At 54.3% G+C, this 17,638-nt stretch carries 25 protein-coding genes and 1 pseudogene; 6 read left to right on the forward strand and 20 right to left on the reverse strand.

Going from position 1 to position 17,638, the window contains the following annotated elements:
• Window positions 1-725, reverse strand: a pseudogene (locus DK391_RS34445) (MBL fold metallo-hydrolase); the annotation flags it as partial.
• Window positions 726-952: 227 nt separating this feature from the next.
• Between DK391_RS34445 and DK391_RS34450 the strand changes: the two are divergent.
• The 6 genes from DK391_RS34450 to DK391_RS44540 all read left to right on the forward strand — a co-directional run bounded on the left by DK391_RS34450 (window position 953) and on the right by DK391_RS44540 (window position 4,305).
• Complete coding sequence (locus DK391_RS34450; protein WP_109482474.1) at window positions 953-2,182, forward strand: tyrosine-type recombinase/integrase; 1,230 nt, start codon at window positions 953-955, stop codon at window positions 2,180-2,182.
• A 218-nt stretch (window positions 2,183-2,400) separates the two neighbouring features.
• A complete protein-coding gene (locus tag DK391_RS34455) occupies window positions 2,401-2,850 on the forward strand; it encodes a hypothetical protein (protein ID WP_109482475.1) in 450 nt (149 codons plus the stop codon).
• Window positions 2,851-3,103: 253 nt separating this feature from the next.
• Window positions 3,104-3,310: a hypothetical protein gene (locus DK391_RS34465; protein ID WP_109482477.1), complete on the forward strand. Its 207-nt coding sequence runs from the start codon at window positions 3,104-3,106 to the stop codon at window positions 3,308-3,310.
• A gap of 52 nt (window positions 3,311-3,362) precedes the next feature.
• A complete protein-coding gene (locus tag DK391_RS34470; protein ID WP_109482478.1) occupies window positions 3,363-3,620 on the forward strand; it encodes a hypothetical protein in 258 nt (85 codons plus the stop codon).
• A 110-nt stretch (window positions 3,621-3,730) separates the two neighbouring features.
• Window positions 3,731-3,967 carry a hypothetical protein gene (locus tag DK391_RS34475; protein WP_109482479.1) on the forward strand — a complete coding sequence of 79 codons (237 nt, stop codon included), beginning with the start codon at window positions 3,731-3,733 and terminating at the stop codon, window positions 3,965-3,967.
• Window positions 3,968-4,038: 71 nt separating this feature from the next.
• Complete coding sequence (locus tag DK391_RS44540) at window positions 4,039-4,305, forward strand: hypothetical protein (RefSeq protein WP_162600975.1); 267 nt, start codon at window positions 4,039-4,041, stop codon at window positions 4,303-4,305.
• Between the two features lie 1,493 nt (window positions 4,306-5,798).
• Here the strand turns inward: DK391_RS44540 and DK391_RS44545 are convergent.
• The 19 genes from DK391_RS44545 to DK391_RS34565 all read right to left on the reverse strand — a co-directional run bounded on the left by DK391_RS44545 (window position 5,799) and on the right by DK391_RS34565 (window position 17,626).
• Complete coding sequence (locus DK391_RS44545; protein ID WP_162600976.1) at window positions 5,799-6,536, reverse strand: hypothetical protein; 738 nt, start codon at window positions 6,534-6,536, stop codon at window positions 5,799-5,801.
• Between the two features lie 363 nt (window positions 6,537-6,899).
• Complete coding sequence (locus tag DK391_RS34485) at window positions 6,900-7,241, reverse strand: hypothetical protein (RefSeq protein WP_109482481.1); 342 nt, start codon at window positions 7,239-7,241, stop codon at window positions 6,900-6,902.
• 34 nt (window positions 7,242-7,275) lie between these two features.
• The gene (locus tag DK391_RS34490) at window positions 7,276-8,553 is read right to left on the reverse strand and encodes a hypothetical protein (protein WP_109482482.1); all 1,278 of its coding nucleotides are present in this window, start codon (window positions 8,551-8,553) and stop codon (window positions 7,276-7,278) included.
• Window positions 8,543-9,082 carry a hypothetical protein gene (locus DK391_RS34495; protein ID WP_109482483.1) on the reverse strand — a complete coding sequence of 180 codons (540 nt, stop codon included), beginning with the start codon at window positions 9,080-9,082 and terminating at the stop codon, window positions 8,543-8,545. Before DK391_RS34495 ends, DK391_RS34490 begins: the two co-directional genes overlap by 11 nt.
• Before the next feature lie 71 nt (window positions 9,083-9,153).
• Window positions 9,154-9,411 carry a hypothetical protein gene (locus DK391_RS34500; protein ID WP_109482484.1) on the reverse strand — a complete coding sequence of 86 codons (258 nt, stop codon included), beginning with the start codon at window positions 9,409-9,411 and terminating at the stop codon, window positions 9,154-9,156.
• 18 nt (window positions 9,412-9,429) lie between these two features.
• Window positions 9,430-10,158, reverse strand: coding sequence for a hypothetical protein (locus DK391_RS34505; protein ID WP_162600977.1), 729 nt, complete (start codon window positions 10,156-10,158; stop codon window positions 9,430-9,432).
• A 58-nt stretch (window positions 10,159-10,216) separates the two neighbouring features.
• A complete protein-coding gene (locus DK391_RS34510) occupies window positions 10,217-11,440 on the reverse strand; it encodes a hypothetical protein (protein WP_109482486.1) in 1,224 nt (407 codons plus the stop codon).
• On the reverse strand, window positions 11,437-13,377 hold the full coding sequence (locus DK391_RS34515; RefSeq protein WP_162600978.1) for a lytic transglycosylase domain-containing protein: 1,941 nt from the start codon (window positions 13,375-13,377) through the stop codon (window positions 11,437-11,439). The genes DK391_RS34510 and DK391_RS34515 overlap by 4 nt, the downstream gene beginning before the upstream one ends.
• A 117-nt stretch (window positions 13,378-13,494) precedes the next feature.
• Window positions 13,495-13,770 (reverse strand): hypothetical protein, encoded by a 276-nt coding sequence (locus tag DK391_RS34520; protein ID WP_162600979.1) that lies wholly within the window; start codon window positions 13,768-13,770, stop codon window positions 13,495-13,497.
• Between the two features lie 44 nt (window positions 13,771-13,814).
• Entirely contained in the window at window positions 13,815-14,087 is a 273-nt protein-coding gene (locus DK391_RS34525) for a hypothetical protein (RefSeq protein ID WP_109482489.1), read from the reverse strand.
• Window positions 14,084-14,584: a hypothetical protein gene (locus DK391_RS34530; RefSeq protein ID WP_109482490.1), complete on the reverse strand. Its 501-nt coding sequence runs from the start codon at window positions 14,582-14,584 to the stop codon at window positions 14,084-14,086. Before DK391_RS34530 ends, DK391_RS34525 begins: the two co-directional genes overlap by 4 nt.
• Window positions 14,581-14,742, reverse strand: a complete 162-nt coding sequence (locus DK391_RS44550) for a hypothetical protein (RefSeq protein WP_162600980.1) — start codon at window positions 14,740-14,742, stop codon at window positions 14,581-14,583. Before DK391_RS44550 ends, DK391_RS34530 begins: the two co-directional genes overlap by 4 nt.
• Window positions 14,743-14,752: 10 nt before the next feature.
• Window positions 14,753-15,103 carry a hypothetical protein gene (locus DK391_RS34535; protein ID WP_109482491.1) on the reverse strand — a complete coding sequence of 117 codons (351 nt, stop codon included), beginning with the start codon at window positions 15,101-15,103 and terminating at the stop codon, window positions 14,753-14,755.
• Between the two features lie 11 nt (window positions 15,104-15,114).
• Window positions 15,115-15,666 (reverse strand): hypothetical protein, encoded by a 552-nt coding sequence (locus DK391_RS34540; protein WP_109482492.1) that lies wholly within the window; start codon window positions 15,664-15,666, stop codon window positions 15,115-15,117.
• 1 nt (window position 15,667) lies between these two features.
• The gene (locus DK391_RS34545) at window positions 15,668-15,988 is read right to left on the reverse strand and encodes a hypothetical protein (protein ID WP_109482493.1); all 321 of its coding nucleotides are present in this window, start codon (window positions 15,986-15,988) and stop codon (window positions 15,668-15,670) included.
• A 3-nt stretch (window positions 15,989-15,991) separates the two neighbouring features.
• Window positions 15,992-16,258 carry a hypothetical protein gene (locus DK391_RS34550; RefSeq protein ID WP_109482494.1) on the reverse strand — a complete coding sequence of 89 codons (267 nt, stop codon included), beginning with the start codon at window positions 16,256-16,258 and terminating at the stop codon, window positions 15,992-15,994.
• Window positions 16,259-16,261: 3 nt separating this feature from the next.
• The gene (locus DK391_RS34555) at window positions 16,262-16,492 is read right to left on the reverse strand and encodes a hypothetical protein (protein WP_109482495.1); all 231 of its coding nucleotides are present in this window, start codon (window positions 16,490-16,492) and stop codon (window positions 16,262-16,264) included.
• Window positions 16,493-16,538: 46 nt separating this feature from the next.
• Window positions 16,539-16,796 carry a hypothetical protein gene (locus DK391_RS34560; protein ID WP_109482496.1) on the reverse strand — a complete coding sequence of 86 codons (258 nt, stop codon included), beginning with the start codon at window positions 16,794-16,796 and terminating at the stop codon, window positions 16,539-16,541.
• Window positions 16,797-17,164: 368 nt separating this feature from the next.
• Window positions 17,165-17,626, reverse strand: coding sequence for a hypothetical protein (locus tag DK391_RS34565; RefSeq protein ID WP_109482497.1), 462 nt, complete (start codon window positions 17,624-17,626; stop codon window positions 17,165-17,167).
• Window positions 17,627-17,638: the final 12 nt, after the last annotated feature.

Here is a 17,638-nt window from a genome sequence, read left to right on the forward strand (position 1 = left end):
ACACGCGTAAGATCGTCGGCAGCGTCTGATGTGAATAAGAGACAGCCACAAACCCCACCCCGCCGCCGCGCAGGCAAACCCGCTGCAGATTCAGACACCTCCCGCCACCACCGCTCACCCCGCTGCGGCGCAGCCAGATCAAACATTTCCCCCATCCTCGGCGTAGCCAGCACCACCCCCTGCGCAGCAGCGAGTCCAACAACACGCTCAAACGGCTCCTGCCACCGATGCATCGCCAGATCGAACGTGCCGTTATGAATCGGCACCAGCCAACGCCCACGCAGATCGATATGCGCCTGCACCGTGTCATCGGGCTGCATGTGCACATAAGGCCATTGCGCGTCATACGCGCCCGTCTCGATGAACGTCACATCGAACGGGCCGAGCCGCTCGCCGATCGCCTTGAAGCCATCGAAATATCCGGTGTCGCCGCTGAAAAACACCCGCCGATCGCCATCGTCGATCACCCACGACGCCCACAGCGTGCTATTGCCGTCGAACAGGCTGCGCCCCGAGAAATGCTGCGCAGGCGTCGCCGTGAACTGCACGCCGTCGATCTCGACGCCCTGCCACCAGTCGAACTGCCGCACCTTCGCGGCGTCGATGCCCCACTCGATCAACCGGTCGCCCACGCCCAGCGGCGTCAGAAACACACCCGTCGTCTCAGCCAGCGCCAGCACCGTCTCGCGATCCAGATGATCGTAGTGATCGTGCGACAAGACTACGACATGCCTTTTTGCATGTCCCGCTGCATGTGTGTTTGGGCCTTATGTGGCGGGCCTTTATACCCTTCAAAGCCATATCCAGTAAGCGTTACAGTGCCATGCGCATGGGGAGCCAGTCTTATATAAGTGTCCCGTTTCATCCCGTTGCATCGTCATTGCATCCCACGCAATGCAGGTAAAAATGCGGGTAAAATTTCGGGGTAGTCCTTCCACATGGAGACCCCGCGATGAAACTCACGCACGCCACGCTGCTGAATGCCAAGCCGCAAGCCAAGCCCTACAAAATCCGGGCGGAAAACTCCCTGTATCTGCTGGTGTCGGTGTCGGGGTCCAAACGCTGGAAATACGATTACCGCATCGGTGGTAAAGCCTCTACCCTCACCCTTGGCGATTTTCCCGACACGAATCTAACTGACGCCCGCATTAAACGCGATGCTGCGCGCGATTTAGTAAAGGCCGGGAAAGACCCATTGCAAACCGCCGCCATCGAAAAACAGGAAACTATCGAAGCGGGGAAAAATACGGTATGGCTCGCGGTTAATGACTGGTTTGAAAGCGAGAAAAATAGCTGGTCTGAGTCCTATCGCAATTCGGCGCTGCGTTACCTGCATCGGTATGTGCGGGATACCGATTTTGGGGCGCTGCCGGTGCGCGATACCCGCCCCATGCATGTGGCCACGCTTTTGCAATCAATTGCAAAACGCAAAACCGCTGCCGGGGTCGAGCGTAAATCAGCCGGTGCGCCCCACGTCGCCATTCGCGTGCGCTCGCTACTGGATAGCGCCTTTCGGCGGGCGGTCACTACCGAACTGATCGAATTTAATCCTATCGCTTCACTAGAAACTACCCTCATTAAGACCCCGGAAACCCGCAATAATGCGGCGCTGGGTGAGGTCGAGCTAAAGCGCCTGATTGCCGCTATTCCCCTCTCCAGTACGCCATTAACCCGCTACGCGCTCCGGCTTTTGCTGCTGACTGCCACGCGCACGGTAGAACTGCGTGAGGCCCGCTGGAAAGAGTTTGATTTAGACCATGCGGTCTGGATTATCCCTAGCGAGCGCATGAAGAAACGCAAACCGCACGCGGTCCCATTAAGCCAGCAAGTGATGCGGATTCTCCAAGAGGTTAAAGAACTGACGAAGCGGGACAAGCCGGATGATTTTCTCCTACCCAATACCAAAGACGCGTCCCGCTGTATGAGTCACGCGGCCATTAACAAGGCGCTCACGCGTATGGGTTTCAACGATGATGGAAACTGGTTTCGTGCGCATGGATGCCGGGGGACATTCGCCACATGGGCAGACGAAGCGGGATTTAATGCCAAGGCCGTAGACCGTGCTTTGGCTCACGTAGAACAAAACCGCGTGCGGCGCTCATACTCGAAAGCTGAATACATGCCAGAACGCCAGAAAATGATGCAAATGTGGGCGGATTACATCGATTCAATAGCCCGATAAAATATACTATCATCCCCTTGCATCCCATAGCATCATCGTCTACTATATGGGTGTGGCGCGAACCTGAGTCGCCGTCCACGTAGTACCCGGAATGGAGTCCGGCCAAATCAGTCTCTTACAGACTGTGGGCGCGGACTCTTTTTTATTTCCGCTCCCCTCTCTGTGGCCTGATCTGGCCGAACTCCAATACTTACACCAAGGTAACTGGAGTTTTCATCATGCCTGTTATTTATCGCGGCTCCCTAGCACACCTCAACGGCAAGCAATCCGGTAGTACAGCCGTTGGTCTGGTCGAGCAAATCAATGCCGAACTTGATTCCATGTCGTTTGAAGAAATGGTTGATGCGCTTGGCGCATCTGTAGCCAAAACCAAGCGAGCCAAAAAGCCCGTTACAGACGAAAAATTTGAGCGTGAATACGCGTTAGAAAACCGCGCCAGCGCATTAGGTCTCTCACTGCTTCCGGCACGCGTGCATAAAGGTAGCAAGTATCCGCGCGCTAGGGGCTATCAATTGCGCCGCAATAGCGATGACTCGATCATCGCCGGTGGTCGTTTCGATATGACGCTACTGCAAGCCACGCGCGTAATCGACGCTATCGAAGAAAATGAAAAGTCGGATGCCGCCCCGTTGTCGAAAAAATCGCATCTGACGCTGGTCAAATCATGATTACGCGGACGTTCATAGCGCGGGCGCATGGCAGAGAGTTACGCGTGCGCCGCGAACATATCGCCTACGAAATGGGTATCTCCATGCATGAGTTACCGGACTTCATGAAAGACCGTAACTTCCCGCCGCCCGATGGAAACGACGGGAGACCATACTGGAGATTTCTAACCCTAGCGCCCGCGATGCTGGCGAATCGCAAAGAACCGTAATACGTCGCGCCCTGCGGGGCGCTATTAACGAAACGGAGTCGAGCATGTACCACGATGATGAACTGATCGAACGCGCGGTTAAATCCTTCTGGCGTTCAACCCGCGACAATCCCGCCACGTACTGGCAACCGACAAGCGGCCTGTGTGAAGTACGCAAGGGGCGCGACGGTCAAACCGTTGTCTTGAGCAATGGGACGTATCAGGCCCGGTTCCGCGTCTCCAAAACAGGGCGGCTGTTCCGTCTCGCCTGATTCCATTCCCTTAAACCTGCAATGGAGTGCGACATGAGATTAGGAGTGCTGTATGACAGAGGCAAAGAAACGCACGGGCACAACGCAACCCAAGCCCGTAACGGTTGATCTCAATCAGCCGGGGATTCTGCGGGTGGGGCATCTGCTGTACCTGCTAAAGATGACGCCCAATCCTTTCTATCGCAAGCTCAAAGCCGGGATTCTGCCCGCACCATCGGGGCGTGATCCTAGGCCGTATTGGACCCATGAAGTCATCCGGGCCTATCTGAATGGCCCCGCCGTTATCACAAGCAAGGGGAGCAAATCATGAGCGAGAACACAAAGCAAACGCTGATTGCGTTTGTATGCACGCTGGCGGTACAGGCGGCGCTAGTCCTCTTGCTGGCCATCGCCATCAATACAACACATTGAGGGGATGCCATGCCTATCACCATCAACCGGCCCGCACCGCCAAAGAAAGGCGGGGCCAAACCCAAGACTTTGGACGGCATCATCATCAACGAACATACCCGCCTGAGAGTGGGGCATGTGATGACGATGCTAGGCATCAAAAATTCAATGGAGATTTACCGCCGCCTCAAAGCCGGAACGTTACCGCCGCCAGACGGAAAGATGAAAAATCACTCGTACTGGCTGATCGACACATTGCGCCCGTAACTGCCAGACGGCACTCAATATCAAAATCCGCATCATGCCATCGCAGAGGCGGGGGTTGCCGGGGGTGTCAAATGACAACTACCCTAAAGACATGCACCTACTGTCTTATCACCAAACCGGCAGAGGGGAATTTCTATCGCCAGCGCAACGGCTACCGCTCTATCTGCAAGGCGTGTGTAGCCATGCAAAACGCCCGCTACCGCACCATGCATGCAGAGGAAACCAAAGCCTACGGGGCGGCGTGGCGGGAAAAGAACCCCGACTATCAAAAGCAATGGCAAGAGGCTAACCCCGACAAGGTAAAAGCCTACGGGCGCAAGAGAGGGGGCAAGCCATGAGCATCACCATACAGACCATGCGGCGGTGTCCGCGATGTGAGCAAGTCAAAGTCTTGGAGTACGATTTTTTCAGAAACAAGAATCGGAAAAACGGATACGGTTGCTACTGCAAGGCATGCAACCTAGTCGGCAAGCGTGGCGAGCGCCATAGCTCCAATAGAACCGTCGAAGACCTGAGACGGGCTAGGGACTACTACGCGCAAAATTCGGCGCTCATCAACGCACAACGTAGCGCCATAAAAGCGGTGCAACACAGACAGAAACGGGAGGCTAACCCCGAACTCCCCGAAAGCATGCACAAGCCTAACGCCAAGCTCAATGAGAGAAAGGTTAGAGCTATTCGTGCGGCGCTGGCGGCGGGGGTGCCAATGACAAGACTAGCCCACACATATGGCGTGCATGAAGCCACAATCCTACGTATCAAGCGACGTGAGATATGGGATGACGTCTAACCCCCTAGGGGAGAGTAGCCCGCCTTTGACAATCGTTAGGATTGCATGATGATTTTCAAAATTTTAAAAAAATTTCTGTCAGTGCTTAGGGGGCCGTTCGCGGTCGCGGCAAGGGTTTGACGCTTTGGTCCGACGGGCTAGCTAGGGCTGGTTGAGGGGGCTTTGGCGGGCCTCTCGCTGCATCGCCTATGCGGTGGGGCCAATGGAGAGCGCATCGTCTCTATGGGCCTGTGCGTGGCTATGATTAGATGCGGCTCGCAACGACTTTAGATAATCAGAAGTAATCCCCGTGAATGCTTCTGGTTATCTTAAGTCACTGTGTCAAACATGACGCCAGCACGCCCCCGCCGCCGACCATCCACACATAGGGCGCGGTGTATCTCTGTGCTACACCATCGGCGGGGGTCATACCTTGGAAGTATCACAGGGCTACATGTAGCTTGGCGTTACACCATCCGCCGTGATGATGCGGATATTGCTCATGAGTGCATCAGAGGGGAGAGCATGCCTCACCTATCACGCTGGTGGGGCCATTGGTATGGGTAGAGACTTACACCGCTACCTTACAAAGAGGGGTGATTCGAGGGTTTATTACGCTATCCATGCCTACGACTTTCTTTCATTTACCCAAATAGCCTCTGACGGGGGTTTGCGGGATTCGGGGTGTAAGACTAGGTTGACATAATGAGCGTGATCAACGTTTTGCCCTGCTATCACGGGTGTTTCACGCTATCTGGTACTCATCCCATAAAAGGTGCTACACCCTACCCGCGTTCGCTCACCAATGGCTCAAAATGGCTCGAAAGTAGAGATGCAGGATTTTGGGCCTATACCCGCGTGATATGGGCCAGTTGGTGAGGTCGGCGTGTGGCTCTCTATTGTTCGTTACCCGAACATGCACACCACGCGATTATGCGTAAAAAGTCCGCATAAATGTACCAAACGGTTAACTGTGTGTTCTCCGTGCGAACAAGTGTACGCCGTGGAAAATCGCTCTCCCCGCGTGCGGCTGTCTGTGATTGTGGGGCGAGTGAGTATCGCCTACGCGATAGCGCGTTTAAGCTCGTTTTCATCCTCAATATAGTCATCCTCTATTTCGGTAGAACGCTTACGCGTGCCTTTGCCGAACAGGCTTGTGTGAGGCGGTCTGCATACCTTGGGAGGTAGCGGTGTTACGTTGGTTCTCTTGGTGCCACCAAACGGATTTACTGGCCATCCCGATTCGTGGCGTGGATGCTCTTGAGGCGGATTCTCTCTGATCTCTATAAGCCTTGCCTCTAGGTCTCGCTTCGTCTCTATGGCTATCTCATTCTGGATACGGGTTTGCTTTGCCCTCTCTATTGCTTCTATGTGTTTCTTTATCTGTTCGTCTTGCTGTTCTCTTTGCCGCCGCCTTTCTTGGCGTTGAATCTCTCGTTTTGCTTCGTTTTCTAGCTCTTGCTGACGGGATAGCGTAATGCATGACTTGCACAGATTGCTGTAGTAGGGTGATGTAGTGTTCTTGACTGCCTTGCTCACGTACTCACTTATGGGTTTGTTCTCTTTGCATTTGGTACATGTCTTTGTTTCTTGCTCTGGCAACCCCGCCCCCGGCCCCGCCGCATTTGACGATGCATTGGCTTGTGCTTCGCGGGTGATGCGGATTGTGCTATTGAGTGCGGGCGGGCGTGCGAGAAACGGCAATGCCGCCACTACGCATAACTGCATCGCGCTTGGATAGCTGACTACCTTTAGCTTTGCATTCGCTCTTTCTTGCGCCCGCCGTTGCTGTCTATTCACGAAACCCTCTCTACAAAGTCACGCGCAAACTCAGGTGAGACCAATACGTCAATCACAATCCACCCTAGCCCCTCATCAATCGGCACGCATGCGACTAGATGCCCGTTGATGGTAGCGCCTACGGTTTCACCCGTCTGGATTGCTGCCGCTCTAAGCTGGTCGTATAGGCTCATGGTGCCTTTCCTTTTTTGGCTTGGGGTGAAGTGTAGGGCTTGGCGTAGCTTCCCGTTACGGCTCTCCATATGCGGGCCTCATCCAGTGCGCAGAGGAAACACACATACTTATGCCGCCCCGCCCCGAATGATGATGCGGGTTGCAGCGTGTGACATGACTTGCATATGTGCCTAACCATGATGCGCCGCCCTAGTTAAAGGTACAAGTGACAATGCCGCCTTGGCCGGGATCAATGGTGATACCGTGTTTGCATTCACGATTGAGAGTTATCACAGGCTCATACTCACTGAGGGTTACTATCGGGCTGTCCACTCGCTCCCATGAGGCCGCATCGTAAATGCGGATACCATCGCTTGGCATCGCAATCACAAACACCCGGCATAGCATGCCGTAGCCCGTCTGGATAGTGCGAGGCGTGCGAACGTTCAAAGCGGAATGCGTGGCCCGCCCCGCCGCTACATACGCCTGTTGCTCTGGCGTGAGGCGTACTGGATTACGGGGCTTAGGGGCAAAATTCAGCACATTTCCCATGTCTTACTCCATAGTACTACTACATTTCACACTGCTACTCGCCTGTGCCTAACGCGGATATACAGGCATAGGAGAATGAATCGAACAAGTCATCTGCCCGCTTCGATGCTGCCTTATCCCCCAGCACATACCCGCACACCTGAGAGACTAGATGATTCTTGGTGACGCCTTTGTAGCTAACGGTCTTTTCCAGTGCGAGGGCATGAATCTTTACGTCCCCTCTCCATACATGACTACTGGCCATTACGGCTCTGGCATCTTTGCCCGCCGCCGTAAATACTGAGTCGATAGGCATCACAGGCCACCCCACCCGCTCCCCATGCTGTAGCAACGCAATGCCCGCGCCTTTGTCTTCAATGAACGTTTGCGGATTGGGGTATTGGGCCTTGCATGCATCACGCCAGTAGCCAAGCCGGTTGAATACATGAGGCATCCAAGTTTCCAGCATGTCCGAATTAATCTGTACGATTTCCCAGTCCAGAATAGTGAGCGGTGCGCCAGTACCGTACTGGTTTCTTGCACACCACACTACCGCCGTGCCGTCATGTTCGGCCCCGTCTTTCATGGCGGTATCAATCACGGCAAATACATACGCAACGTGCTGGGGCAATCCTACGCCCTTGCCGTCAATCGTCATCTTGTCGAGACTGATCAACGACTGGCCCGCCCACGATACAAACTCCGCTTTGTATTCCTGCGCATAAACAAGCGGGTGATTCTCTGCCTCCAGCTTCGCCACCGCCGCCGCATTGAGCGTAGGGTTAGAGCTAGTGGGGGCGTGGAATTCTCGCCACTTCTGCGGGAGATTTACACATGCCTGATAAAAAAATGAATCCTCATCCACGCCCTTGGGGGTGCCCGCCATCGTGGCGTTACCGTAGTGGTCCAGTAACGTAGGTTCGATGGATTGCTCAAAGATGTCCTGTAGGCCAGGTACTAGCGAAGCCTCATCGATCAATACCTCATGATAGGCTTTCGAGCGCCCCGCGTTCTCATCGGTGAGAGTCCAGAAATCAATCTTTCCGCCCGTCTTTAGCAGGATGGACATTTCATCCTTAGTCGCTATATCGATGACGGGCGTTAAGGTTCTTTCGAGTCCCCGGTATATAGGCAACAAAAGGCGGTATGTGGGGGCAAAGAAACCTACACTCTTGCCTTGCAATGACCAGTCCGCCGCCCACTTCTCAAACATGGTGGTTTTACCCCAGCGCCGCCCGCATCGAATGGCACTGCGCCGCCCCCGCTTCGCTGCAATGAAGCGTTGACCATCGTGCATGGTCTTTAAGTGGATGTTGCGGTCTTTAGCTGGCATCTTCGCCGCCTTTAACCGCTACACCAACACTCATGTTGATAGGGGCGCTACTCTCCGCTTGCAACGATGCAAACACAACCGTTGCGCCACCGCCCTCACCCGTCGAGCCTTTACCAAACTTGGTGGGGACCATCTTTTCCGCCGCCTGAAATTGCGTGCGGATAATCAGGTCTGCGTGTCTGAGTTTGTCGGCGGCGCTGGGCGTTTTGATGCCCTGTAACGCGTTCTTAGCAATATCAACCGTAGACTCAACCAAGCGCTCATACCGCATCTCTACCGCGTGGTCATAGCGGGCCTTCATATCCGGGTTTGCATTCAGACGCTTGCGTACTGCAATTTCGTTCGGCATGCCTTTACGCTGGCATGCTTGCGCAAGCGTTTCGCCCCGCATGATGCAATCTAGGATGCGTTCAAAAATATTGGCCGGATAACCCCTAAAGAGGTCCGTTGTTTTGCTATTCACAGGCGTCTGAATCTTTGCCGGTGCCTGTGCTGCTACTACTACATGGCCATTCACTGAGACTGGCATTGCTAACCTCTATCTATGTGATCGGCCTCCATGCCAGTTAAGGGGTTGGTGAGGTGTATGTGCGTTTGTTGTTATGCCAGCTTTGCGGGTGTATCAAAGCGGATTGCGATGGTGGATGCACGCGCATCTGCAATCAATGCCGCCGCCAGTTCGCGCTCTGCCTCTCTCACCATGTCGCCAAGACGCTGAAGATTCAGAAGTGCAATTACATGGCGTGTGTGCTGCATACTGTCATTCTCGTGGCTCGTGGGGGCGCTAAGCGCGTTATCCGCCGCTTTTGCCATGTGTTGAATCATGTCCATCTTTTCGTTAAGGGTCATCGTTGTCATGTCGATCTCCATTAGAAGTTAGAGGGGCGGGCCTGAATTACCGGAACCCGGTTGCACGCCTGAATGTTCGTGGTGCTCCAGCGACTTGCCCGCCGCCGTAACATCGTTAATAACGGTAAGCGGCCCTTGCAATGTGGCGGGGTATGTTGTGCTGCCATTGCCCTGAGACATGTTCCCGTTAAGCACAATGCTGGGCGCGTTGATGGTGAATGTCTGCGTGGTGGCGGTGATGCTGTTGGCGTCGATATGAAAGACCGTATCGCCCACACTTACATCAATCGAATCCGGGTGCAAATCAATGATTGCACCGCTGCCGGTGTCGTGTAGCTTCACCCCATTAGGGGCGTAAATATCCACCTGTGCGGGATCAACCGGGGTCCAGTTTTTGTTACCTACCGGCATGAAAAACAAGCCCTCCAGATTCGCGCCCCCGGAATATGGCGAGAGATTGGGCGGGCGTGGTGACGTGCCACACGTAAACGCAATGCTGGTGTCAATCGAAACCACTACGCCCAAGTCACCCGCTTTGATCGGGTAACGGATGTACTCAGGCCCGAACAGAGGGATGGTTACTATGGGGAGCGGTAGCAAAGTCGTAACGTCGAAACCAACGCTAATCATCGCGCCCTGTACCTTTTCAACGTGACAAGGTAACGACATGCCAAGCTGCATAAGCGCTTCGTTGATCTGTCCGCGAATCCCGTCTACTAGGGAGCGGTACTCTGGATTTTTAAGATGGTTATCCATGATCTCAAGCCGATTGCAATTGATTGCAATTTGACTAATCTGTTAAGAGTGCTAAATCTCACTTCGGTAGAAAAAACTTGTATGCGCTTTGATTTGAACCCGACAACACTTGCTGTGCATAAACATCGTCTTTCGGGTCATATACATGCGTCTGCAACAAATCCAGCAACGTAATCCATGCGGTGCCTTGTGTGTTGCGACTATCCCCGACATGTCGCACACTCGAAACCATGTAAGAGCCTTGGAAAGCTATTGTGCTTTTCGTGTTTATCGCTGCCACGGGCGGCGGTTGCACGTATCCTACATTCGCCTTTTCGTTGATGAATAGTTGCCCCAATGGCAACGCCACATAGCTACCTACCCGAATGTCCCCGCGTAATACACATGTGGCCTGTATCGTTAGCGGTTCGCTTAGGGTTGGTTGCCCCACTAGATCAGTCACGTAGATTTGCTTAGGGGTCTGCTGCGCCGTTCCATCGAACAAGGTTATGGTGTTGCTCTCCAAGGTCATGCGGACCCCGCTATACGCGGTTAAATCAGGCGCATAGCCCCCAACCAGATTGAGGCTCGCATTGCGGATATAGTTGGCGAACTGCGGGAGTGTCTGAAATATCCCTGTTGCAGCGGTACCGCTCCACACTAACCGGGGGTCGATACTCCCCGCGATGCTGTATTGCGGATACGTCGTTTGCAAGCATGCAACGATGGCGCTTTGCATCGTCTGCCCCGGTGCACATTGATAGCGGATGATAGGGGGCGTGGCATTCGTGGTCGGAATCGGTACAGTACCGGCAATAGGCACACTACCTGTTACCTGATTGGCGCTGGGTGCTGATCCGCCCGCCTGAATGTAGAACATCAGATATTGCTCAGTATCTATCCAGTTGCCAAAGCACTGTTTTATCTGCCCTGTCACCAACTGGCCAATCTGTGCGGGATTAGCCAATGGCAAACCTTTGGCCATACCCCCATACATGACGAAATTCATCCCGTTAAGATTTGCACCGCCGCTGATTTCTTGCAGCGAGACGCCATCAATCCGCACGTAGGCATCGCCGACCGGTGCATCCATGAAACTGACGGGAATATCAAACGCAACTTGCAACGCGTTAGGATTGTTCGATGCCAACGTTGCGGGGTGTCCATACGAATAGAGGCTGCTATATGTCCACATCTGCGCGTCATATTCCTGAAGCGAAAACCCCGGCTTTCCGTTGTAATTCGGGACAAAAATCTTTCCCGTCTTTGGGTCAGTAATCCTGATCTGAAAATAGCGGCTCATCTCGGCAAGCTCCCCGTTGTGACGTTGGTACTGCTTCCCGGTGGCGTATTGACTTGCACTTGAACATGCACGGGCGCTTGTGCATTGCTTTGTTGCTGTCTGCCGCGTGGCGCATCCGGTGTACGCAAGCCAGCGCCGCCGCCCTCTTTGAAGAAAGAGAGAAACTTGGACATGCCGGATACAACGCCCATTTCTACCGCGCTAGAGGTCTGTTGCTGCGTAAGTGCCGGTGCGCCCGTCTTGGACATATCGACAAACTGTTCGCCCTTGTCGAGCGAATCGCGATTGGCTTTGAGATTGGCATCGTTGCGAGCATTGGCAAAGTTGGCATCGCGTTGTGAGAGGTCGAGGCCGTTGGCTTCCAAGTCTCTCAGGTACTTGCGAGTTTCATTCACTGCCTTGGCGCTGCCGAATTCGCTAAGGTGCTGCCGCCAGTCATCGCCATACTTCGCAATGGCTTTATCAAGCCCGCCGAAACCATCGTATGCGGCGGCGGTTTTTGCATAGTCGCCCTTGTATCGCTTCAAGAGAAACGCGAGATATTGCGCCGCGCCCCCTGCTCTCTCTGACTCGCTCAGACGGTCCTTAACCCCGAACATTGCGCCGGTTGCCTTGGTCATCTGGAAAGGTCCAGCGGGGCCATCGCTCGCGTTTGTGTTGGGTCCGATGTTGAGGCCGCGTGAGGATTCCTGACGCTCAAAGTTATCCAGCACGCCCGCCCGCAAGCCCCATGTTTTTTCAAGACGCTTGAATGTCGCATCCCGCGTGGGGGCTGACGTGTAGCCAGCGGCATTGACTCCCGTTGGTGTCTGTACATCGGGGATGCCCGGAAAGACTGAGCGGATAGCATCGCCATACCAACGGAAACCAGAAAGTACGTCTTTGTCCTTGTATGCCGGTCCGCCCAAATCGGGACGTGCAAATGTGGTGCCGTTGTTAGCCGCATCGATAACATCGGCGCTGCCGTCTGCCAGCTTTGCCACCTTGGGACCAAACCACTTAAGCAAGTTGATACCTGCATCGGTCGCGGCATCGGCAAGGTGTCCCAATTCGGGTGCGGCCTTGGAAAGCTGCGTATTGAATGCATTGCCAAACTTCGTGAGGTCACTACGCAACTTCTGGTTAAACGCGGTGGCCTGATCTGCGGTTTTCTGATCGATACGAAACGATTGCTTATCGCTTTCGTACTTGGCTCGCGTGTCGTCCCATTGCTTGTCGCTCCAGCTCCCCGCCGCCCTCAGTGTTTCATTACCTAGGAGGTCATTAAAGCCTCTCGCGTTGGCAATCTGTGCGGCGGGTAGCCCTTGGCTCTCCCACCCCTTGTACTGGTTGCCCGCCGCACGCGCAAACGCGATTGCTAGTTCATCGGGGTCCAAGCCTTTGATTTGATCCACGCTAAGGCCCGCTGCAATGAGCGGTTTCCAAAGCCTTGTATCCTCTTTGGCGTTCGTGAAAGTAGAGATGTCCGAACGCTTCAAACCCAAGTCTGTGTAATCGGCTTCGAATGCATCGGCGGTGCCGGGTTTGATGTTGAGGCCGCGTGCTTCGAGATTCTTGGCTCCTAGCTCGCGTGATGCATTCGCTACTGCCCCCACCCCCGCCGCCGCGAAACCACCCAGCGCTAAAGCGTCTTTGCGTAGGCTCTTGATGTTGGTCCAGTTGCGCAGCGTGACAAGCAAGCCCTTATTCGTCTTGTCGATGTTCTTTGATACTTTCTCTGAGTCTTGCGCCGCAAAGTGCATGTTTTTGGCAAAGAGAACGATAAAAGAACTCTGGCCAGTCATGCGGGAGCTAGCGCTCTGCTGCGCAATATGATCTACCTCTGTGGCCAGTTTTCCGGTTTGTTCTGCTGCCTCACGCGCCGATGCGGCGGCCCCCGCGAATGGGTCGGGCGTGCCTTGCTTCATGCCCTCTTGCAACGCCTTCCACTTCGCCATGAATTCGTCAAACTGGCTAGTGTCTACGGGGATAGTAAGAATCGGTGAGTCTGCCATCGCTGCCGCCGTTAGTTATCCTGAATTGCACACGCGAGCAAAATCCGCATCATCGCTGCGTTACGCTTGCCCGCTTTCCATCTGGTCGGATGCCATCTTTTCGTGATCGGCTTCGCGTGCGATGGTGGCGTGTGCGGTGTCGTGTTGCTCCAGCATATGAGCAATGAAACCCTCATCCCTGTGTGCGCCGGTTATGGTCCATAGATACATGTCGGGGTGCGTGTAGAAACACACAATGACCGATCCATCTAACTGAAGCTGCGCGCCCCGCACTGCCTTTCCAAGTACGTCGAAAGTGCCTGTTTTGGCTTGCGCCTTCATTTGTTCGATGTTCATTGCTTGCTCCCTGTGGATTGCAACCGTTTTCAAAATCCGCATCATCAATGGATGGTGTTGTCTCTCACTTCTTTCGCGGCCATCGTTTGATACATCTCATGGGCCTGAACGAGCGTATCGACAAAGGCTTCACCAAGTGCATGCACGTCTACATCATCGGGGCGTGATGCGGCTATCTCTGCTAGCTGCCGCCCCCTGTCGTGTAGCACACCCGAAAACAGACATAGCTGTTCTAGGTCGATTGTCGGGCCTTGCATGACTGCCTGAATAACGCCTAGCTCGCGGGCGAACTCCTTTAGCATTTCGTCGCGCGTCATGCTTTCCTCCGATGCGCGGGGCCAAACATGTGTTTCTCGCCGTGGTGTTGAGGCTCACCCATGAATTGCTCGCGGTGGCGGCGGGAAGCGTCCAAACGGTCCCGTTGCTCTGTCGTTGATAGCTGGTTCCATGCATCGCGCCTTTCCTGCCGCTGGCGCTCATCCTCACCCGTTGCAATATCAATCTGCTTTTGGTGTTTCTGCGCCAGCTTGAGGCCCGCTTTAACGTGTTCGATGCTGCCGCCCTCTGCGATGTACTTCGAATACATACGCATAACACCATCGCGTTCCGGCTCATACGCCCTCCACACACCAATTTTCTGGCCGCGTACTTCGTTGAGTCGTTCTATTGCGGCAAACTTGCCTTGCATCGCGTTTTCTCTGAGAAGCTCGGTCAAACCCGATTTCTTCAGTTCCTTTTCGGCGTCTTCAATGTGAATCTCACATAGCGTTTCTTGCCTCATGAGACTCATCAATTCGGGTGGGGCTTCTTTCATGATTGCACTCGTCTAAAGGCTCGCTTTATTTCTTCCAACTTTTGCGCTTCGCTCATTGAATCCCGAACGCGCACCGCTTCCGGTGCTGGCGGTTGCCGGTTGTGTTGCTTGGGCTTGATCTTTCGCCCCCAACCGTGGTTTTCGCGTTCGGCATTCATGATGTACTCCCTATGTCACTGTCAAAGGCGGGGCGCTGGTTATGGCCCCCGCCGCATTGCGTGTGATACCTGCGGGTTGCGTAACCGTGCGGGTGAGGCCGGTTGGTGTTACGTAGGTGATAGAGAACGAATCCGCTACCGGATAAATCCCGTTCTCTTGCAACAAGGTATAGACGCCCTGAATCCCGTTAGGCCATTGCACGGTAGCGCTGGTGATGACGTTCGAAGCATTCAGCGTGGCGCTAAGTACGTGATAGGCGTTGCTCATGGTCCACATCAGCAAATACGTATCGCGTAAAAACGCTTGAAATTGAGGATTGCCAAGCGCCAATTGTGCGAACATCAAATCTGTATCACCCATGATTTCACCTCTCAGGCTACGGGGAGGGTATGCGGTACACCATTTACGCAAACCGGGCTAACGAATCCGCCCGCCTTGTAGGTGTCGAGCCAAGCCATGCTCCCCTCATACTCGCTGTAGCCGGTGCCGTGTGGCCCCTGCAATTTGATCTCTACCAGTTCATTGCGGCGTGCCGGTCCTTCCAGTGCTTCCCGCATGACCGTTGTGCGAATCCCCGGCATTGGCTTGCCGTACTCGTCCTTACCATCGAAGTACAGCGAATCCGGGATTTTCTGGAATGTCGAAAACTTCTCATACGATGGTGAGTGCTTCGCCAGCGCCTTAACCAAACGACGGTCGTATTGCTGGGGTGTCTCACCAATGTAGGGTGCTTCCGCAAACACCTTATTGGCTTGCATCGCGCGGTCATGCGTCATGCGCACCTGTTCATAGGGGCGGCGGTCTACAAACTTGAAGACTTCTGAATGGTTGTCCGCGTAATCGCGTTCAATCGCATGCGCGGGAACACGCTCCCACCCCATGCTTTCCGCGTGTTCATTCAGTCTGTCCAGTACGTCGCTCATATCACCCCCTCAAGTGGCTATAAAGTCCGCCGCCAATCGCAAAATCTCCAGCGCTGCCGTTGCAGATTTTGACTTGGAGATTTACATGGGACGGCTTGAACATGCCTAGCCATTGCTCAACACTGCCGCCCTCATACGTCGTGATCTCGCGGCCCGTGCGGTCTGTCTTGATGACGGCTCGCATGGGTTCCACCTTGCCGGGTTCAGAATTGCCCGCTGTACCGTTTCGGACGCGTTCATGGTATGCCCGCTCCTTTTCCCGCTCTGCCTGTAATTGCTCTGGCGTCATGCGGTTAAGACGCTCTATGTAGTGTTCGGTCATTTCTCAATCCTCATCGATCTCAACTTTCGGGGCGGCGGGCGGCGTGTGTTCAATCGCAACGCCTTTCTTTCCCTCATCCCCAAACAGACGCGCCCGCATCTCCGCTCGCTGCGCTGGTGACATGCTGGCTATCTCTCGCGTTACCCGTTCGCTTGCCGTGGGTTGTTTCTTCTTCGCTGCTTCGATAGCATCGGCCCGCGCCAATAGCTCAGGATGATCTTTGAGCATGTCGGCTAGCAGTGGCGGGACATTCGGATACGCGGCGCTCATGGCTTACTCTGCTTTCGCTGCTTTCTCTGCGTCGCTGCGTTCTTTGTTCCGGACGATTTCCGACACAATGAAATCGTCCACCCCGTTAAGCAACGTATGTAGCTTGTCCAGTTCCGGGGTGCTATCAATCAAAATACCGTTCTTTTTGGGTGCTTTGTCCGCTTCGCGATAAACGGCGTCTTGCACTTGCATAAGAAATTTCATCGCCGTAATGAGGTGTCGCGCGTTGCTCATGGTGTTCTCCAGAATGGGGGCTTGGTGTAGGTGCCTCTAGGATCGTTTAGTCGATACCGTGGCGTGCTGCGATTCCTTTTTGCGATGCCCGCACGTATCGCATATCAAGCGTTGAATCTTCGCTGCACCACTTAAACCAAGTGCTTTTCGCTGGATACATGGGGTTACTACCATCCAACACGGATGAAATCTTTTTGCCGCCCTCCAGTTCCGCTAGGATCAATTCGATGATGACTTGCGGATACGTTTTGTAGGGTGCGCTTGGCATAAGCTCTAAGAGGTCGGCGGGGATTTCGGTATTCATCGTTTGCTCGGTGTCGGACTATAGTTCGATGATGCGCTTTCGCTTCCCTGCCTTGGAAGGGTTTTTTGCTTCGTCGTGCAAATATTTTTGGAGTCCAGAATGACGAAACCCCCACGGCGTTACCAGCGCAATGGGGGTTTCTAACTTCGTCAAGTGGAAGTCCCGCGCGATGCGGGGAGTAAAGGCTGACTAGACCTATGTGGACACATCGCACAGCATGACAAAGCTGCAACGAGTCTAGCAACGCGGCCCGCTAGCTGTCATTGGGAATTTCGGTGCTGCTGCAATGAATTAATCTCTATCGTGCAAGCCCGTCATTCGTCAATGTTTTGCAATCGTATGCCGCAATCCGGGTGCTTCGTCAAATGTCAATCGTCATCGTCTGGATCGACATACCCCAAGAATCGCGGCGGCGGAAAGTCATCCTGTGGATCGTCTGCGGGTTCTGTGCTGATCTCCAGCATGCTTACCGCCAGTGGCAGATACCGCAATAAGAACTGAGGCGAGACATGCTCAGGCACAATCCCGCCAAGCTGGTGGGCGGCATCAACGGCGGCGGTGAATTGCTGCCAGAAGTGGAACACATGATTTAGCAACGTCATCGGTTGCCCCTCTTGCTCCCTGAGCGTTTCGCACACCCGATACAACGCGCCCTTATCCTCCAGCGCCATGTATTCATGCCCGCCCCACGCCCAATGAAGCAACGCCATGCAATTGGCGAACGGCTCATTCATGTTCTGCCATGTCTGGTTACGGGCGTTACGCATCATCAGCAGTTCTTTTCTGCGGCTCACGCCGTACTCATTCCGGTACTGTCTTACGCGTTTCATGATTCGTTATCC

The sequence above is a fragment of the Paraburkholderia sp. C35 genome, from assembly GCF_003121405.1.
Lineage (GTDB): Bacteria > Pseudomonadota > Gammaproteobacteria > Burkholderiales > Burkholderiaceae > Paraburkholderia.

What these genes read in the sequence shown, in the direction of transcription:
- DK391_RS34565 (WP_109482497.1), bottom strand. Translation starts at nt 17,626, where the DNA reads ATGAAACGCGTAAGACAGTACCGGAATGAGTACGGCGTGAGCCGCAGA.
- DK391_RS34500 (WP_109482484.1), bottom strand. Translation starts at nt 9,411, where the DNA reads ATGACAACGATGACCCTTAACGAAAAGATGGACATGATTCAACACATG.
- DK391_RS34530 (WP_109482490.1), bottom strand. Translation starts at nt 14,584, where the DNA reads ATGAAAGAAGCCCCACCCGAATTGATGAGTCTCATGAGGCAAGAAACG.
- DK391_RS34520 (WP_162600979.1), bottom strand. Translation starts at nt 13,770, where the DNA reads ATGAACATCGAACAAATGAAGGCGCAAGCCAAAACAGGCACTTTCGAC.
- DK391_RS34505 (WP_162600977.1), bottom strand. Translation starts at nt 10,158, where the DNA reads ATGGATAACCATCTTAAAAATCCAGAGTACCGCTCCCTAGTAGACGGG.
- DK391_RS34540 (WP_109482492.1), bottom strand. Translation starts at nt 15,666, where the DNA reads ATGAGCGACGTACTGGACAGACTGAATGAACACGCGGAAAGCATGGGG.
- DK391_RS34455 (WP_109482475.1), top strand. Translation starts at nt 2,401, where the DNA reads ATGCCTGTTATTTATCGCGGCTCCCTAGCACACCTCAACGGCAAGCAA.
- DK391_RS34550 (WP_109482494.1), bottom strand. Translation starts at nt 16,258, where the DNA reads ATGAGCGCCGCGTATCCGAATGTCCCGCCACTGCTAGCCGACATGCTC.
- DK391_RS34510 (WP_109482486.1), bottom strand. Translation starts at nt 11,440, where the DNA reads ATGAGCCGCTATTTTCAGATCAGGATTACTGACCCAAAGACGGGAAAG.
- DK391_RS34560 (WP_109482496.1), bottom strand. Translation starts at nt 16,796, where the DNA reads ATGAATACCGAAATCCCCGCCGACCTCTTAGAGCTTATGCCAAGCGCA.
- DK391_RS34465 (WP_109482477.1), top strand. Translation starts at nt 3,104, where the DNA reads ATGTACCACGATGATGAACTGATCGAACGCGCGGTTAAATCCTTCTGG.
- DK391_RS34490 (WP_109482482.1), bottom strand. Translation starts at nt 8,553, where the DNA reads ATGCCAGCTAAAGACCGCAACATCCACTTAAAGACCATGCACGATGGT.
- DK391_RS44540 (WP_162600975.1), top strand. Translation starts at nt 4,039, where the DNA reads ATGACAACTACCCTAAAGACATGCACCTACTGTCTTATCACCAAACCG.
- DK391_RS34470 (WP_109482478.1), top strand. Translation starts at nt 3,363, where the DNA reads ATGACAGAGGCAAAGAAACGCACGGGCACAACGCAACCCAAGCCCGTA.
- DK391_RS34515 (WP_162600978.1), bottom strand. Translation starts at nt 13,377, where the DNA reads ATGGCGAAGTGGAAGGCGTTGCAAGAGGGCATGAAGCAAGGCACGCCC.
- DK391_RS34450 (WP_109482474.1), top strand. Translation starts at nt 953, where the DNA reads ATGAAACTCACGCACGCCACGCTGCTGAATGCCAAGCCGCAAGCCAAG.
- DK391_RS34485 (WP_109482481.1), bottom strand. Translation starts at nt 7,241, where the DNA reads ATGGGAAATGTGCTGAATTTTGCCCCTAAGCCCCGTAATCCAGTACGC.
- DK391_RS34545 (WP_109482493.1), bottom strand. Translation starts at nt 15,988, where the DNA reads ATGACCGAACACTACATAGAGCGTCTTAACCGCATGACGCCAGAGCAA.
- DK391_RS34495 (WP_109482483.1), bottom strand. Translation starts at nt 9,082, where the DNA reads ATGCCAGTCTCAGTGAATGGCCATGTAGTAGTAGCAGCACAGGCACCG.
- DK391_RS34535 (WP_109482491.1), bottom strand. Translation starts at nt 15,103, where the DNA reads ATGGGTGATACAGATTTGATGTTCGCACAATTGGCGCTTGGCAATCCT.
- DK391_RS44550 (WP_162600980.1), bottom strand. Translation starts at nt 14,742, where the DNA reads ATGAATGCCGAACGCGAAAACCACGGTTGGGGGCGAAAGATCAAGCCC.
- DK391_RS34475 (WP_109482479.1), top strand. Translation starts at nt 3,731, where the DNA reads ATGCCTATCACCATCAACCGGCCCGCACCGCCAAAGAAAGGCGGGGCC.
- DK391_RS34525 (WP_109482489.1), bottom strand. Translation starts at nt 14,087, where the DNA reads ATGACGCGCGACGAAATGCTAAAGGAGTTCGCCCGCGAGCTAGGCGTT.
- DK391_RS34555 (WP_109482495.1), bottom strand. Translation starts at nt 16,492, where the DNA reads ATGAGCAACGCGCGACACCTCATTACGGCGATGAAATTTCTTATGCAA.